The sequence below is a fragment of the Micromonospora sp. NPDC005197 genome, from assembly GCF_040608295.1.
In the GTDB taxonomy this organism is placed as follows: domain Bacteria; phylum Actinomycetota; class Actinomycetes; order Mycobacteriales; family Micromonosporaceae; genus Micromonospora.
In genome coordinates, this window is sequence record NZ_JBEXHY010000094.1 from 4,012 (window position 1) to 20,814 (window position 16,803).

Genomic DNA, 16,803 nt, shown 5'->3' on the forward strand with positions numbered 1-16,803 from the left:
GCCTGGTCTGGTCCAGCCTGGTCTGGTCCAGCCTGGTCTGGTCCAGCCTGGTCTGGTCCAGCCTGGTCTGGTCCAGCCTGGTCTGGTCCAGCCTGGTCTGGTCCAGCCTGGCCTGGTCCAGCCTGGCCCGGTCCAGCCTGGCCCGGTCCAGCCTGGCCCGGTCCAGCCTGGCCTGGCGCAGCCTGCCAGCGTGGCCCGGCCTGTCTGCGGTGATCGACTCGGGTTCCTGGAAGGTGGGGTGTTGCGGCGGCTCGGACACCCCGGATTCCTGGAACCCGAGTGGATCATGGCCGGGGGCCGGGGGCCGGGGGCCGGGGGCCGGGGGCCGGGGGCCGGGGGCCGGGGTGGCCTGCGGCCTGTGGGCCGGTGTCAGCTGGTGGGCAGGTGGCGCAGGCTGCGGACCTTCCGCCACAGGTCGGCGTCACAGCGGCCGGCGCGGTCGGCGAAGTCGGCCGAGCTGATCCGGATCGGCTCGGTCAGGCTCAGGTAGCTGTCGTGCTCGGCGCCGGGGTCCCAGTCCCGGGTGGGAATCCGGACGTGGTCGTCGCGGTCGCTCTTGTCCTGACTGGTGATCTTCAGGACGTCGGCGCCCCGGGAGTCGGCGCGCAGCACCAGGCAGGGCCGCACCTTCGAGCCGCTGCCGTCGACGTACGGCACGTCGGCCCACCAGATCTCGCCGGCCGCCGGAGTGCCGGCCGCCCGATCGGTGTCGCGGGAGCGCGGCCTGGTGGCCGGTCGGTCGGTGCCGCGTGGCCGCGGCGGGGCGGGACGACGACCACCCGCGCGGGTCGGTGCGCCGCGACCAGGTCGGTCGGCCGAGCGTCGGCTGTTCGCCCGGTGCCGCCAGCTGTTCCACGCCCAGCCGGCGGCCACCGCCAGCAGGATCGCCGCCGCCCAGAGCAGCGCCTCGGTCATCGCCACCTCCGCGTCAGGGCGGCACGCCGGCCGCTTCGTTCGGCGATCCTCGCACGTCGCCGCCCCTGCCGCCCGACGACGACATCGCAACCCGACGACATCGCAGCCCGACGACATCCCAGCACGCAGCCGCACGGCCGCTCCCCGCGCGGCTGCGTCGACCGGCCGGCGGCCGGTACGGCGTGGGCGCTCCCGTGAGTTGGGCCGACGACCGGGCCCCTGCTCGGTGATCCACTCCAGATCGCCGGTGTGGGGGCATCCGGGTGCGCGGACACCCCCGTGTCGGCGACCTGGAGTCGATCAACGGCCCGCGAGTCCCGGCGTGCTCCCGGGCGACGCCGATCTGTCCGTTCGGCGGCCTTTGTGCCCCGGGTCGGCAGTTTCTCCTCGGTGCCACCGACCGCGGGGTCGGCGAGTCCGGCGTTGGTTGCCACGTCATCGGCGTCCAGCGGCGTCGGTCGTCGCATCATCGCCCTCCGGTGGCGACGCGCGGCACGGGAACGGGCTGCGTGGGGCGTCACCGGTGGCGCAGGTGGGCATCGGATTGTCACCCCGGACCGATACCGTGCCTTAGTAGCGTGATCAGGGAGGTCGCAGGCGTGTCCGAAGGTGGCGGGGTGTCCGAGGAGCAGATCGGTCAACAGGTCAGCCCGGCTCAGGAGGCGGCGGCCGGCGCGGAGCCGACGCCGCAGGCGCGGGAGCGGCACGCCACCCTCAGCCGTGAGCTGACCGAGCATCAATACCGCTACTACGTGCTCGACTCGCCGATCATCACCGACGCCGAGTTCGACAAGCAGTTGCGCGAGCTGGAGGCGTTGGAGGACGAGTTCCCGGCGCTGCGGACGCCGGATTCGCCGACCCAGCGGGTGGGTGGCACGTTCTCCACCGACTTCACCCCGGTCACGCACGCCGAGCGGATGCTCTCGCTCGACAACGCCTTCGCCGACGAGGAGTTGGCGGCCTGGGCCGAGCGGGTCGAGCGGGACGCGGGCGGGCCGGTGCCCTACCTCTGCGAGTTGAAGGTCGACGGTCTGGCGATCAACCTGACCTACGAGGCCGGCCGGCTGGTCCGGGCGGCCACCCGTGGTGACGGCCGCACCGGCGAGGACGTCACCGCCAACGTGCGCAGCATTCGGGACGTGCCCAGCCAGCTCGCGCCGTCCGCCGAGTTCCCGACGGTGCCCGAGCTGCTGGAGGTCCGGGGCGAGATCTACTTCCCGGTGGCCGCGTTCGCCGACCTCAACGCGAGCCTGGTCGAGCAGGGGCGGGCGCCGTTCGCCAACCCGCGCAACGCCGCCGCCGGCAGCCTGCGGCAGAAGGACCCTCGGGTCACCGCCTCCCGACCGCTGCGTCTCGTCGTGCACGGCATCGGCGCCCGCCGCGGGTTCCAGCCCACCGCGCAGTCGGAGTCGTACTCCGCGCTGAAGGCGTGGGGGCTGCCGACGAGCGACCGGTGGCGGGTCGTCCCGGATCTGTCCGGCGTGGCGGAGTACATCGCCTACTACGCCGAGCACCGGCACGACGTCGAGCATGAGATCGACGGTGTGGTGGTCAAGGTCGACCCGGTCTCCATCCAGGGTCGCCTGGGCTCGACCAGCCGTGCCCCACGCTGGGCGATCGCCTTCAAGTACCCGCCGGAGGAGGTCACCACCAAGCTGCTCGACATCGATGTCAACGTGGGGCGCACGGGTCGGGTCACCCCGTTCGCCGTCCTCGAGCCGGTGCGGGTGGCCGGCTCCACCGTCGCGCTCGCCACCCTGCACAACGCCCGCGAGGTCGAGCGCAAGGGTGTGCTGATCGGCGACACGGTGGTGGTGCGCAAGGCCGGCGACGTGATTCCCGAGGTGCTCGGCCCGGTGGTCGACCTGCGGCCCCCCGACGCCCGCCCGTTCGTCATGCCGACCACCTGCCCGGCCTGCGGCACCCCGCTCGCGCCGTCCAAGGAGGGCGACGTCGACATCCGGTGCCCCAACACCCGCAGTTGCCCGGCCCAGCTCCGCGAGCGGGTGTTCCACCTCGCCGGGCGTGGCGCGTTCGACATTGAGGTGCTGGGCTACAAGGGCGCGGCGGCACTGCTGGACGCGGAGATCATCGCCGACGAGGGTGACCTCTTCCAGCTCGACGCCGAGCAGCTGTCCCGGTCACCGTTCTTCGTCAACAAGGACGGCAGCCTCGGCAGCAACGCGGTCAAGCTGCTCGACAATCTGGCCGTCGCCCGGGAACGTGACCTGTGGCGGGTGCTGGTGGCGCTCTCCATCCGGCACGTCGGCCCCACCGCCGCCCAGGCGCTGGCCCGGCACTTCCGCTCGATGGAGGCCATCGACGCCGCCAGCGAGGAGGAGCTGTCCTCGGTCGACGGGGTCGGGCCGACCATCGCGGCCAGCATCCGGGAGTGGTTCGCCGTGGACTGGCACCGCGAGGTGGTCCGCAAGTGGGCCGAGGCGGGCGTACGGATGGCCGAGGAGGCCGTCGACGAGGGCCCGCGCCCGCTGGAGGGGTTGACCGTCGTGGTGACCGGCACCCTCGCCGGCTTCTCGCGGGACCAGGCCGCCGAGGCCGTGCAGACCAGGGGCGGCAAGGTCAGCGGGTCGGTCTCCAAGAAGACGAGCTTCGTCGTCGTGGGGGACAACCCGGGCTCCAAGGCCGACAAGGCGGCCAGCCTCAAGGTGCCGGTGCTCGACGAGGACGGGTTCCGGGTGCTGTTGGAGGCAGGTCCGGACGCCGCACGGGACGTCGCCCGGGTGGAGGACTGACCGCGGCGGCGTGCCGACGTGGCGGCCCGTCGCGTATACCAACTTAATTACGACTACGACCGATTCGTGACTGTCATACCGGGAAACCTGGGGCTGAGGGCGTTTCATTGGGTCACGGCGTGCTCATCGGCACGTCGACCGTTCCTCGGGAGGTGTGATGGAGGTCGCCGACCCGCGCAACTCCGTCCCACCTGGGCGGGTGACGCCGTTCACCGCCTTCGTCGTCGGCATCCTGGTGGTCGCGGCGCTGACCGCCACGGGTCCACTCACGACGCTCCCCGACGAGCTGCCCCGCCTGCCGGTGGCGTTCTGGACGATGGCCGCCCTCGCGGTGGTCTGCGACGCGCGCCCGTTCGTCCCGCCGGGGCGACGGCAGACCTCGGCGGTCTTCCCGTCCACCTGTTTCACCTTCGCGATCCTGCTCGGTTGGGGGCTCGGCCCGGCGGTGGCGGTGCAGGCCGTCGGGGTGATCGTCTCGGGTTGGCGGATGCGCCACGCCGCCTGGCGGACCGCGTTCAACGTCGGCCAGTACGCCTGCGCCCTCGCCGCCGCGTACGGCGTCATCCAACTCGGGCCGGGCACCGTCTTCGACGGCGGTCGCCTGCACGCCACCGACGTGGCCGCCGTCGGCGGGGCGACGCTGGCCTGGTTCGTCGTGAACTACGGCCTGGTGAGCTGGGCGGTGCGGCTGCGCTTCGGCGACCGCTGGTGGCCCACCGTCCGCCAGGGCGTCGGTTTCGAACTGCTCTCCACCGGCTCGCTGCTGCTGCTCGCCCCGGTGCTGGTCGCCGCCGCCCGTCTCAGCGCGGCGCTGATCCCGCTGGTGCTGGTGCCGCTCTTCGCGGTGTACCGGATGGCCCGGCTGACCGTCGAGCAGCAGCACCTCGCCGCTGCCGACCCGCTGACCGGGTTGCCCAACCGCAAGGCGCTGCTGGCCGAGGTGGCGGAGCAGGTGCACCTGCACGCCGAGCGGACCGCCCGCGGCGAGCCCGGCGGGCACCTGGCGCTGCTGCTCATCGATCTGGACCGCTTCAAGAACGTCAACGACGCGCTCGGGCACGCGGTGGGCGACCGGCTGCTGGTCGAGGTCAGCGCCCGGCTCACCGACGTGGAGCCTCGGCCGCAGATGATCGCCCGGCTGGGCGGGGACGAGTTCGCCATCGTGATGACCGGGCTGACCGACGTCAGCCAGGCGCGTGAGCTGGCCGACCGGGTGGTCGGGGTGTTGGCCGAGCCGGTGCCGTTGGACGGGCTGCCGTTGGACGTCGGCGGCTCGATCGGGATTGCCCTCTTTCCGGAGCACGGCGAGGACTTCGCCACCCTGATGCGGCACGCCGACGTGGCGATGTACGACGCCAAGCACCGCAACGACACGGTCGCCGTGTACGCCCCGGAGTCGGACCACAACTCGGCCGAGCGTCTCGGTCTCCTCGCCGACCTCCGCCGGGTGCTGGAATCCGGCCCGTCGGCCGCCGAGCCGGGTGAGCCCGAGCGGACGGCAGACGTACCCCTCGCCGTGGAGGCCGAGGTGCGCGGCGGTGACGGTGCGGCGCTGCCCACTCCGGCGGCGGCCACGGCCACGCCGCATCCGGGCGGTGCGCCGGTGATCACGCCGGCGTCGTCGGCGGGCGGGCGGTGGTGGGGCCGCCGGCGGCGGGCCGGCGCCGAGCTGGTGGACGCCGATGAGCTGATCAACCGGATCGCCACCGGCGCCGACCCGATCCGGGGCCGCAACAGCCGCGCGACGATCCCCGGCACCCGTTCCGGCCCGTTGCGGGACCGGCATGCCGGCGGCCACGGACGGCGGTCGCCGAACGGCGGTGCGGTGTCGCCGCCGGGCAGGGACCGTCCGGGGCGCGACGGCGGGTCGGTTCCCGAGGCCCAGGCGATCGAGTCGACCGGGTGGGTACGCGACGGCGGCGAGCCGGCCGACGACGCCGGTGAGATCACCATGTACTACCAACCGCAGATCGCCATCGCGACCGGCGAGGTCGTCGGCGTCGAGGCCCTGCTGCGCTGGCGGCACCCGCGCCGGGGCATGGTCGACCCGGAGGAGTTGATCCGGGTCGCCGAGCAGAGCGCGGTGATGCGGCTGCTCACCCGGCGAGTGGTGGACGACGTGGTGGAGCAGCTCGCCAAGTGGTCGGCGGCCGGCATCGGGCTGCGGGCGGCGCTGAACGTCAGCGTGCGCGATCTGCACACCGGCGAGATCGCCGACCAGATCGCCGACCGGCTGGCCCGCTACGGGGTGCCGGCCGAGCGGCTGCAGCTGGAGATCACCGAGGGCGCCCTGATGGCCGATCCGCGCCGGGTGTTGGCCACCATCTCCCGGCTGCACCGCATCGGGGTGGCGATCGCGCTGGACGACTTCGGCACCGGCTACTCGTCCCTGCAACATCTGCGCCGGCTTCCGCTGTCCGAGGTGAAGGTGGACCGGTCGTTCGTGCTCGGCATGGCCGAGGACGCCGACGACGCGGCGATCGTCCGGTCGATGATCGAGTTGGCGGGCGCGCTGGGGCTGCGGGTGGTCGCCGAGGGCGTGGAGGACGAGCGGACCTGGCGGATGTTGTACGCGGCCGGCTGCGACGCCGCCCAGGGCTGGTTCTACGCCCGTCCGATGCCCGCCGAGGAGCTGGTCACCTGGCTGGCCCGCTACCGGCCGGTCCGCCCGGCGGGTGGCCCGGAGCCGGAGGTCGGCCGCCGGTCGACCCGCTGACCCACCCGAGCAGCCGGCGGAGGGGGCGGAACAATAGACTCGCTCCGGTCACCGCGCGTCACGCCGCACGCGTCGCGCGGCCGGCACACCGCCCGACCAGCAGGACATCAGAAGGGGGCACGGATGGCCGCCATCTCCCGCGAGGAGGTCGCGCACCTGGCGCGCCTGTCGCGGCTCGCCGTCACCGAGGAGGAGCTGGACACCTTCGCCGGCCAGCTCGACGTGATCCTCCAGGCGGTCGCCCAGGTCGGCGAGGTCACCGCCGCGGACATCCCGCCGACCTCGCACTCGGTGCCGCTGACCAACATCTTCCGCGAGGACGTCGTCACGCCGTGCCTGACCCCGCAGGAGGCGCTGTCGGGCGCGCCGGACGCCGAGGACCAGCGGTTCCGCGTGCCGCGGATCCTGACCGAGGACGTGGCCTCATGAGCGGACGTGCACGGGCGACTGGCGTCGCGAAGCGGAGCGGAGTGACGGCATGAGCGATTTGACCAGAATGACCGCGACGGAGATCGCCGCGCTGGTCGCCGGCGGCGAGACCTCCGCCGTCGAGGTGACCCGGGCACACCTGGACCGGATCGCCGCGGTCGACGAGCAGGTGCACGCCTTCCTGCACGTCGACACCGACGGCGCGCTGGCCGCGGCCCGCGCGGTGGACGAGCGCCGGGCCGCCGGCGAGGAGTTGGGCCCCCTCGCGGGGGTGCCGGTCGCGGTGAAGGACGTGCTCGCCACCCGTGGCGTGCCGACCACCGTCGGCTCGAAGATCCTGGAGGGCTGGCGCCCGCCGTACGACGCGACGATCGTGCAGCGGTTGCGCGAGGCCGGCACGGTGATGCTCGGCAAGACGAACATGGACGAGTTCGCCATGGGCTCCTCCACGGAATATTCGGCGTACGGCCCGACGCACAACCCGTGGGACCTGAGCCGGATCCCGGGCGGCTCGGGCGGTGGCAGCGCCGCCGCGCTGGCCGCGTACGAGGCGCCGCTGGCGATCGGCTCGGACACCGGCGGCTCGATCCGCCAGCCCGGCGCGGTCACCGGCACCGTGGGCGCGAAGCCCACCTACGGCGGCACCTCCCGCTACGGGCTGGTCGCCTTCTCGTCGTCGCTGGACACGCCCGGCCCGTGCGCCCGTACGGTGCTCGACGCGGCCCTGCTGCACCAGGTGATCGCCGGGCACGACCCGCGTGACTCCACCTCGATCCCGCAGCCGGTGCCGGACGTGGTGGCGGCGGCGAAGCTCGGCGCGACCGGCGACCTGACCGGCGTGCGGCTCGGCATCGTCAGCGAGTTCGTCGGCGAGGGCGCCGAGCCGGGCGTGATGGCCGCGTTCCGCGAGTCGGTGGACGCGCTGACCAAGATGGGCGCCGAGGTCGTCGAGATGTCCTGCCCGACGTTCGCGTACGCGCTGCCGGCGTACTACCTGATCGCCCCGAGCGAGTGCTCCTCCAACCTGGCCCGGTTCGACGGCGTCCGGTTCGGCCTGCGGGTCGGCGACGACGGAAACCGGTCGCTGGAGGAGGTCATGTCGCTGACCCGTGAGGCCGGCTTCGGCCCCGAGGTCAAGCGCCGCATCATGGTCGGCACGTACGCGTTGTCGTCGGGTTACTACGACGCGTACTACGGGCAGGCGCAGAAGGTCCGGACGCTGATCACGCGCGACTTCACTGCCGCGTTCGATCGGGTCGACGCGCTGATCTCGCCGACCACCCCGTTCACGGCCTTCCCGATCGGCGCCCGCACCGCCGACCCGTACCAGATGTACCTGGCCGACCTGTTCACCATCCCGACCAACCTGTACGGCGGGCCGGGCATCTCGGTGCCCTGCGGCCTCTCCGAGGGGCTGCCCGTCGGCCTGCAGGTGATGGCCCCGACGATGGCCGACGACCGGATGTACCGGGTCGCCGCCGCGCTGGAGTCCGCGGTCGGCACGTTCACCCCACCGGCACTGTGAGGCAGGAGCCCAGATGACGACGACGCTTCCCGCGTACGACGAGGTCGTCGCACGCTACGAACCGGTGATCGGCCTGGAGACCCACGTCGAGCTGGGCACGAACACCAAGATGTTCTGCGGCTGCCCGACGGACTTCGGCGGCGAGCCGAACACCCGGGTCTGCCCGGTGTGCCTGGGGCTGCCCGGCTCGCTGCCGGTGGCCAACAAGGCGGCCATCGAGGCGATCATCCGGATCGGCCTGGCGTTGAACTGCTCCATCGCGCAGTGGTGCCGGTTCGCCCGGAAGAACTACTTCTACCCGGACATGCCAAAGAACTTCCAGATCAGCCAGTACGACGAGCCGATCTGCGTCGACGGCTACCTGGACGTCGAGGTGGGCGGCGAGACGGTGCGCATCGAGATCGAGCGGGTGCACCTGGAGGAGGACACCGGCAAGACGCTGCACGTCGGTGGCGCCACCGGCCGCATCCACGGTGCGACCGAGTCGCTTGTCGACTACAACCGGGCCGGCATTCCGCTCGTCGAGATCGTCACCAAGCCGATCCCGGGCACCGGCGCGCTCGCCCCCGAGGTGGCCAAGGCGTACGTCACCGAGCTGCGGGACGTGATCCGCACGCTCGGGGTCTCGGACGTGCGGATGGAGGAGGGTTCGCTGCGCTGTGACGTGAACACCTCGCTCAACCTGCCGGGTCAGGAGTGGGGCACCCGCACCGAGACCAAGAACGTCAACTCGCTGCGCTCGGTGGAGCGGGCGGTCCGCTCGGAGATGCTGCGGCAGGCGTCGGTGCTGGACGCGGGCGGCCGGATCACCCAGGAGACCCGGCACTTCCACGAGGACACCGGCGACACCACCCCGGGGCGCTCGAAGGAGACGGCCACCGACTACCGGTACTTCCCGGAGCCGGACCTGGTGCCGATCGCACCGGACCCGGCCTGGGTCGCCGAGCTGAAGGCCGCCCTGCCGGAGCTGCCCCGGGTGCACCGGCGTCGGCTTCAGCAGCAGTGGGGCCTGTCCGACCTGGACATGCAGTCGGTGCTCAACGCCGGCGCGGTCGAGCTGATCGAGGCCACCGTGGCCGCCGGCACCACCCCGGCGGCGGCCCGCAAGTGGTGGCTCGGCGAGCTGTCCCGGCGGGCCAACGAGAGCGGCGTGGAGCTGGCCGACATCGGCGCCACCCCCGCGCAGGTCGCTGAGCTGCAGGGCCTGGTCGACGCGGGCAAGCTCAACGACAAGATGGCTCGTACGGTGCTGGAGGGCGTGGTCGACGGTGAGGGCTCGCCCACCGAGATCATGACCAGCCGTGGCCTGGAGGTCGTCTCGGACACCGGCGCGCTCACCGCCGCCGTGGACGAGGCGATCGCCGCCAACCCCGGCATCGCCGACAAGATCCGTAGCGGCAAGGTCGCGGCGGCCGGCGCCCTCGTCGGCGCGGTCATGAAGACCACCCGTGGTCAGGCCGACGCGAAGACCGTCCGTGAGCTGATCCTGGAGCGCCTCGGCGTCCAGGGCTGATCCGCCCGATCGAACACCGCTGGCGCGTGCTGTGCCAGCGGTGTTCGCCGTGCACACCGCATCCCCTCGCGAGGGCGTCAACGGCGACGCCCGGATGGAGCCACCGTGAACCAGCACGACCTCGATGTCCTCGACGAGATCCAGCGGCGGGTGCTCTGGCTCGCCACCCGGATCGTGGACGCCGCCAACCACGACCGGGCCACTGGCGACGGGGTGAAGGTCGGCGGCCACCAGGCGTCCAGCGCGTCCCTCGTCACGGCGATGACCGCGCTGTGGTTCGCGCACCTGGACGCCGAGGACCGCGTCGCCGTCAAGCCGCACGCCTCGCCGGTGTTCCACGCCATCCAGTACCTGCTGGGCAACCTGGACCGCTCCTACCTGCCCCGGCTGCGGGCCCGGGGCGGCCTCCAGTCGTACCCGTCGCGCACCAAGGACCCCGACGAGGTGGACTTCTCCACCGGCTCGGTGGGTCTCGGCGCGGCGGCGCCGCTGTTCGCCGCCGCCACCCGCCGCTACGTCGACGCGCACTTCGGCGCCCGGCCGCGCTCCCGGTTCGTGGCGCTGATCGGTGACGCCGAGCTGGACGAGGGCAACATCTGGGAGGCCGTCGCCGACCCGGCCACCACCGGGCTCGGCAACGTGATGTGGCTTGTCGACTTCAACCGGCAGTCGCTGGACCGGGTGGTGCCCGGCATCCGGATCAAGCAGTGGCGCGGTCAGTTCGAGGCGGCCGGCTGGCACGTCGTGGAGGTCAAGTACGGCCGTAAGCTCGCCGAGGCGTACGCCCGGCCGGGTGGCGAGGCGCTGCGCGACTGGATCGACGCGATGCCCAACGAGCAGTACCAGTCGCTGTTCGGGTTGGCCGGCCCGGCCCTGCGCAAGCAGTTCCTGGACGGTGCGCCGGCCGAGGTGGGCGCGTTCGTGGAGGGCATCGACGACGAGGAACTGCGTCCGCTCGTCACCGACCTGGGTGGGCACGACCTGTCCGCGATGCTCGACGCGTACGCCCAGTGCGACGCGGTCACCGACCGGCCCAGCGTCGTCTTCGCGTACACCGTGAAGGGTTGGGGGTTGCCCATCGCCGGCAATCCGCGCAACCACTCGGCGCTGCTCAGCACCGAGCAGGTCGACACGCTGCGGGCCGCGCAGGGCTTGACCTCCGAGACCGAGTGGGACCGTCTCGACCCGGCGTCACCGGCCGGGATCCGGGCCGGCGCCCGCCGGGAGGCGCTGTCCCGCGCGCCGCGCGAGCGCGCGCTGGGGGTCACCGTTCCGGAGAGCACGGGAGTACGCGCCAACAAGCCGATCTCCACGCAGGAGGTCTTCGGTCGGGTGCTGGTGGATCTGGCGCGGGACCGGGAGGTCGGCCGTTACCTGGTGACCACCGCCCCGGACGTGGCCACCTCCACCAACCTGGCCGGGTTCATCAACAAGACCGGGGTGTTCGCCCCCACCGAGCAGCGTTCCTGGACCGAGGACCGGATGCTGCGCTGGACCGAGAGCCCCGCCGGGCAGCACATCGAGCTGGGCATCTCGGAGATGAACCTGTTCCTGCTGCTGGGCCAGCTCGGCCTGTCCTGGGACCTGTCGGGGCAGCCGCTGCTGCCGGTGGGCACCGTCTACGACCCGTTCGTGCTGCGCGGCCTGGACGCGTTCCTGTACGGCACGTACTCCGGTTCGCGGTTCGTGGTGGCCGGCACCCCGTCGGGCATCACCCTCGCTCCCGAGGGCGGCGCCCACCAGTCCACGATCACCGCGTCGGTCGGCCTGGAGCTGCCCGGGGTGACGTTCCTCGAACCGGCGTACGCGGGCAGCCTCGACTGGCTGCTCTGCGACGCCCTCGGGCAGATCGCGGGCGGGGCGACCCCGGCCGCGACGGCAGCGCCGACCGAGGACGGCGCGTACTACTTCCGGCTGAGCACCCGACCGCTGGACCAGGCGCCGTTCGAGGCGGCCCGGGCCCGGCTCGGCGACGCGGTGCTGCGCCGGCAGGTGGTCGCCGGGGCGTACCGGCTCGTCGACGCGCACCAGGCGTACCCGCATCTGGTCGACGCCCCGGTCGTGCAGCTCGCCGCGTCCGGCGCGGTGCTGCCGGAGGTGCTGGCCGCCGCGGCGGAGCTGGCCGAGGAGGGCGTCGCCGCGCACGTGGTGGACGTGACCTCGCTGGACCGGCTCTACCGGGCGTGGCAGCGCACCCTGCGGCAGGGCGTACGGACCGCGACCGTGCCCAGCGTGCCGGGCGCCCTGCGGTCCGCGTTCGCCGATCGGGTGCCGGTGGTGACCGTGCACGACGCGGCGTCGCACGCGATGGCCTGGCTCGGGTCGGCGCTCGGTGCCCCGGCGGTGCCGCTGGGGGTGGACGAGTTCGGCCAGTCCGGCAGTGTGGCCGACCTGTACGAGCTGCACGACCTGATGCCCGGCAGCATCGTCAACGCCGCCCTGGCCGCGCTCGCCCTGCGCTGACCTCGCCCTCCGCTGACCCTCGCCCTTCGCTGACCTTGCCCTCGAGGGGTGCGCTCCGCTCGCTTGCCTGCGTGCGCCGGATCGCGTGCGCCAGCCTTCGTGTCTCACTGCCGCCGCCACTGAGAGTGAGGAGCGTCCGCCTGTCGATGGGGTTCTCTTCGCCCTTTGCTCTGCTTCAATATGCGCAACACCTTGCTGAGCTGCAGAAATTCGGGTGCGCGCAGCTGAGTGGAGTGACCCGACGTAACTGTTGCGTCCGTTGAAGCAGAGCAAAGGCTGCGCAGGCACGCTCGGGCTCGGCTCGGCTCGGCTCGGCTCGGGCTCGGGCTCCGGCTCCGGCTCGGAGGGCTTGGCTCGGCTCGGCTCGGGCCGGGCTCCGGCTCGGGCTCCACAGGCGGGTGGGCACCGCCGAGTCGGCGGGTGGGCAGGGGGCAGCTCGCGCTCAGCGGGTCGGGGTGGGGGTGACCGAGGCGGGCGCGCCGGCGCTGGGGTTCTGCACGATGTGGCGTTCCAGGTTGACCTGGGCCTGGCCGGTGCCGCCGACGGTGATGTCGTCGTACGCCTGGAGCATCTTCTGCTGGTCGAAGTAGAGCACTGTCATCGACAGCGGGGTCGGCTTCTCACCCTCCAGGCCGCGCAGCCCGGCCCCGCCGGTCGAGCCCTCCACGAACAGGGCGGTGGGCTGCTGACCGGGTGCCTGCGGCAGCTTGGAGACCTGCCGGGCGTGGGTGTGCCCGGCCAGCACCAGCGGGCAGGTGCCGGCCAGCGGCCCGGCCGACGCCGGGTCGTGCACCAGCGCGATGTTGACCGGCCGGGGTGAGCTGCGCACCGTCGCAGCGAGCTGCGTACCGACCCCGATCACCTGGTTGGCCACCTCCTGGGTCAGCCCGCTGCCGGCCGGTGAGGTGTTCTTGTCCGGGGTGAAGCGCGGGTCACCGATGCCGGCGATGGTCAGCCCGGCGACCGTGGTGGTCGAGTTGTTCAGCACGATCGCGTTCGGCTGGCGGGCCACCGCCGCGGCGGTCTTGCCCGAGTCGTGGTTGCCGCGGATGAACACGTACGGCTTCTTGAGCAGGCTGATCGAGCCGACGAAGGACGCCTCCGGCTCGCTGCCCCAGTCGGTGATGTCCCCGGTGTCGATGACCACGTCGATGCCGAACTGCTCCACCACCGTGCGGATCAGCTGCCAGCCGGTCGGGTTGAGGTGCATGTCGGAGACGTGCAGGACCCGGGTGGTGCCGGGCGCCGGCTCCAACACCGGCAGCGCCGACACCGTCGTGTAGAGCTGGCTGACGTTGCCGACGATGCGTTGCAGCTGCTCGGCGTACTTGGTGTAGTCGTTGGCGATGCGGCGGGCGTCGCCGACGATGGCGGGGGCGTTGACCAGCAGGCCCTCGTAGCGCGGCTCCTCGATCGCCTGGGGGCGCAGGGTCGCCGCGGCGGTGCCGAGGCTGCCGGCGGTGACCAGCAGCGCCAACCCGCCCGCCCAGGCGGTACGCCGCACATCGCGGAAGATCAACCCGGCCAGGATGAGAGTGACCAGCACCGCCGACGCGAGGGTCCGCAGGCCCAGCCGCATCACCCCGGAGCGGACGTCCTCCACTGCGCTCTGGCTGGCTCGGTTGATGCTCGCCGGGTCGTCGAGCAGCGCCTCGGTGCGCCCCTGGTCCAGCGCGCCCAGCCGCACGGTGAGGTGGGTCGGCCCGCTGTGGCTGTCGAGCAGCAGGGCGCCGAGCGGTGGCACGTCGATGGTCGTCCCGCCCTCGCGGGCCGGGGAGAGGGTGAGGTTGGCCCGGAACGGCCCGATGTCGGTGTCCACCCGACCACCGGCCAGCACCCCGAGCACCGCCCCGGCCAGGGCCACCACGAGCACGGCGAGGATCACGCCCGTACGCCGTACCGGTCCACCGGGCCGGCCGATCCGCCGGCGCGACGGCCGCGACGGCTCGCCGCCGGTCACCGGGTCGCCCCGGTCCTCGGCGTCGTCGTGCTGGTCGTCGCGTTGCCCGTCCATGCTGAGATTCTGACCTGCCCGCCCAAAGATCTTGGCAAACCTGCGCGGAAGGTGACGCAGGTCAGCTGCGACCGCCGTCGCCGCCGGCGAAGACCACCCGCAGGAGGCGGTCGTCGTCGGCCGCCGGATCACCCCGCCCGTCGTGGTTGGAGGTGCTCACCCAGAGCGAACCGTCCGGCGCGGCGGCCACCGCGCGCAGCCGGCCGTACCGGTTGGTGAGCAGATCGCTGGGCTGCCCGAGCAGCGTGCCGGTGTCGGTCAACTCCATCACCCAGAGCCGCTTGCCGCGCAGGCAGCCGGTGACCAGCAGCCGGTCCGTCGCGGCCAGCCCGGAGCAGGACGCGTCGGACGTCGCCCACTGCGTGATCGGGTCGGTGAACCGCTTGTCGCCGGCCCGCCCCTCGACCTCCGGCCAGCCGTAGTTGCCGCCCTTGGTGATCTGGTTGATCTCGTCCCAGGTGTTCTGGCCGAACTCGACGGCGTACATCCGCTTGGCGTCGTCCCAGGCGAAACCCTGCACGTTGCGGTGACCCAGCGACCAGACCGGGGAACCGGGGTACGGATTGCCCGGCGCGGGCTTGCCATCGGCGGTGATCCGCAGGATCTTGCCGCCGAGGCTCTTCGTGTCCTGCGCGTTGGGGCGCTCGCCCGCGTCGCCCGTGCTGACGTAGAGCTGGCCGTCCGGGCCGAAGCCCAACCCGCCACCGTTGTGCACGTTCGCCTTCGGGATGCCGGTGAGGATCGGGCTGGGTTGCCCGCCGAGTTGCAGGCGGGCGACCCGGTTGTCCTGCTCGGCCGTGTAGTAGACGAAGACCGTCCGGTCCCGGGCGTAGCCGGGGGAGACGGCGATGCCGAGCAGGCCACCCTCGCCCGCCGCCGCCACGTCGCTGATCGTCTGCACGACCCGGACCCGCAGCCCGTCCGGGCCGGAGTCCGGGCCGACCTGGAGAATCCGGCCGCTGTCCCGTTCGGTGACCAGCGCGCCGCCGTCGGGCAGGAACGCGATGGCCCACGGCACCCGCAGCCCCTTGGCCAGGACGGTTGCCACCGCCTGCTGGCCCGCGCCGCCAGGGCTCGCCGGCGCCGACGGGGTCGGCAGGTTGGGCGGCTCACCGGCCGGGTCGGGCTCCGGCTCGCCGAAGCTGCAACCCGTGGCGAGCAGCAGCGTCGCGCAGGACGCCGCGAGGACCACCCGGAGGCGGCGGACGCGAGGGTACGGGAGACGGGCTCTCACCCGGCCCAGGGTAGCCCGCCGGACTGCCCGGCCGGGCCCGCGACACGTGGGCCTCGGCTCGTGCCGCAACCGCTCAGCGGGCCCGGACGGCCAGCAGCGCCGTGTCGTCCTCGCGGTGCTGGATCGAGGCGAGCAGCAGGTCACACAGGTCGTCGAGGGGGACGTTGTCGGTGCCGGTCAACCGGTGCACCAGCTCGGCGAGCCCGTCGTCGATGGACCGGTCCCGACGCTCGATCAGCCCGTCGGTGTAGAGCAGCAGCGTGTCGCCGGTGGCCAGGCTGGTCGAGTGGCTGGTCCGCGGCGTGGGCCGGGCCAGGCCGAGCAAGGGCTCCGGTGTCGCTTCGAGGACCTCCACCGCACCGCCGGCCCGCACCACCAGGGCCGGCGGGTGCCCGGCGTTGCACCAGGTCACCTCGCGGACGCCGGAGCGCCGGCCACAGATGCGCACCAGCGTCGCGGTGGCCGCGATGGGCAGCCGCAGGCCACGGATGGCGCTGTCCAGGTGGCTCATCAGCGCTCCGACCGCGTCCGGCCGGCCGAACGCGTTGCCACGCACCAGGTTGCGTAGCTGGCCCATGGTCGCCGCCGCCTCGATGTCGTGCCCGGCCACGTCCCCGATAGCCGCGATCAGGTCACCATCGGGTTGCACGAAGGCGTCGTACCAGTCGCCGCCCACCTCCACCCGGTCGGCCGCCGGCTGGTAGCGGGCCGTCAGCTCCAGCTCCGTCACGAGCGGCAGCCGCGGCAGCATGCTGTGTTGCAGCACCTCGGCGACGTGCCGCTGCTCCCCGTACATCGAGCTGTTGCCGACGGACTGCCCGGCCCGGCGGCCGATGTCCACGGCGGTGAGCAGGTCGCGGTCGTCGAACTGCTGACGGTCGGGGGCGTTGACCAGGGTGATCGCGCCCAGCACGGTGCCCCCGACGGCCCGCACCGGCACGCTGAGGTAGGAGGCGATGCCCAGCCGCTCGGCGATCGCCGACATCTCCGGATCGGTGGTGCCCCGTGCCACGTCGGTCAGCGACGCCACGCCGCCGAGCCGCGGTTGGCCGGTGCGCAGCACCGCCCGGATGATGGACTCCTGGCTCAGCCCCGTCCGCAGCAGCTCGGCGAAACGGTCGACGTCCGGCGTCCGGGCCGGGGGGGGGGGGGCCCCCCCCCCCACCCCCGGCGGTGCGGGAGGGCCGCCCCCCCTGTGGCGGCCCCCCGAGGCGGGCCGCGAGGAAGGGAGAGGGGGGAGG

The 16,803-nt window shown here is 73.0% G+C and carries 11 protein-coding genes; 6 read left to right on the forward strand and 5 right to left on the reverse strand.

The genetic code is table 11. The features are described 5' to 3' along the window. Both ABZU46_RS24030 and ABZU46_RS24035 read right to left on the reverse strand, forming a co-directional pair. Nucleotides 1–259, reverse strand: a 259-nt coding sequence (locus ABZU46_RS24030; RefSeq protein ID WP_354861230.1) for a pentapeptide repeat-containing protein, incomplete at its 3' end; no start/stop codon positions are given. Between the two features lie 110 nt (nucleotides 260–369). Next, nucleotides 370–915 carry a type II toxin-antitoxin system PemK/MazF family toxin gene (locus ABZU46_RS24035; protein WP_354861231.1) on the reverse strand — a complete coding sequence of 182 codons (546 nt, stop codon included), beginning with the start codon at nucleotides 913–915 and terminating at the stop codon, nucleotides 370–372. Between the two features lie 617 nt (nucleotides 916–1,532). Between ABZU46_RS24035 and ligA the strand changes: the two genes are divergently transcribed. From ligA to ABZU46_RS24065, 6 genes are all read left to right on the forward strand, one after another. Further along, entirely contained in the window at nucleotides 1,533–3,668 is a 2,136-nt protein-coding gene (gene ligA / locus ABZU46_RS24040) for an NAD-dependent DNA ligase LigA (protein WP_354861234.1), read from the forward strand. Nucleotides 3,669–3,825: 157 nt separating this feature from the next. After that, complete coding sequence (locus ABZU46_RS24045) at nucleotides 3,826–6,384, forward strand: bifunctional diguanylate cyclase/phosphodiesterase (RefSeq protein WP_354861236.1); 2,559 nt, start codon at nucleotides 3,826–3,828, stop codon at nucleotides 6,382–6,384. 123 nt (nucleotides 6,385–6,507) lie between these two features. Further along, complete coding sequence (gatC, locus tag ABZU46_RS24050; RefSeq protein ID WP_354861239.1) at nucleotides 6,508–6,813, forward strand: Asp-tRNA(Asn)/Glu-tRNA(Gln) amidotransferase subunit GatC; 306 nt, start codon at nucleotides 6,508–6,510, stop codon at nucleotides 6,811–6,813. A 49-nt stretch (nucleotides 6,814–6,862) separates the two neighbouring features. Beyond that, a complete protein-coding gene (gene gatA, locus ABZU46_RS24055; RefSeq protein ID WP_354861241.1) occupies nucleotides 6,863–8,338 on the forward strand; it encodes an Asp-tRNA(Asn)/Glu-tRNA(Gln) amidotransferase subunit GatA in 1,476 nt (491 codons plus the stop codon). Between the two features lie 13 nt (nucleotides 8,339–8,351). Beyond that, complete coding sequence (gene gatB, locus ABZU46_RS24060) at nucleotides 8,352–9,851, forward strand: Asp-tRNA(Asn)/Glu-tRNA(Gln) amidotransferase subunit GatB (RefSeq protein WP_354861243.1); 1,500 nt, start codon at nucleotides 8,352–8,354, stop codon at nucleotides 9,849–9,851. A 105-nt stretch (nucleotides 9,852–9,956) separates the two neighbouring features. Beyond that, entirely contained in the window at nucleotides 9,957–12,314 is a 2,358-nt protein-coding gene (locus ABZU46_RS24065) for a pyruvate dehydrogenase (protein ID WP_354861244.1), read from the forward strand. 442 nt (nucleotides 12,315–12,756) lie between these two features. Here ABZU46_RS24065 and ABZU46_RS24070 read toward each other — a convergent pair whose 3' ends face one another. From ABZU46_RS24070 to ABZU46_RS24080, 3 genes are all read right to left on the reverse strand, one after another. Continuing rightward, complete coding sequence (locus tag ABZU46_RS24070; RefSeq protein WP_354861245.1) at nucleotides 12,757–14,328, reverse strand: metallophosphoesterase; 1,572 nt, start codon at nucleotides 14,326–14,328, stop codon at nucleotides 12,757–12,759. A 61-nt stretch (nucleotides 14,329–14,389) separates the two neighbouring features. After that, nucleotides 14,390–15,562: a PQQ-dependent sugar dehydrogenase gene (locus ABZU46_RS24075; RefSeq protein ID WP_354861248.1), complete on the reverse strand. Its 1,173-nt coding sequence runs from the start codon at nucleotides 15,560–15,562 to the stop codon at nucleotides 14,390–14,392. A 73-nt stretch (nucleotides 15,563–15,635) separates the two neighbouring features. Further along, entirely contained in the window at nucleotides 15,636–16,625 is a 990-nt protein-coding gene (locus ABZU46_RS24080) for a GAF domain-containing SpoIIE family protein phosphatase (RefSeq protein WP_354861250.1), read from the reverse strand. Between the last annotated feature and the right edge of the window lie 178 nt (nucleotides 16,626–16,803).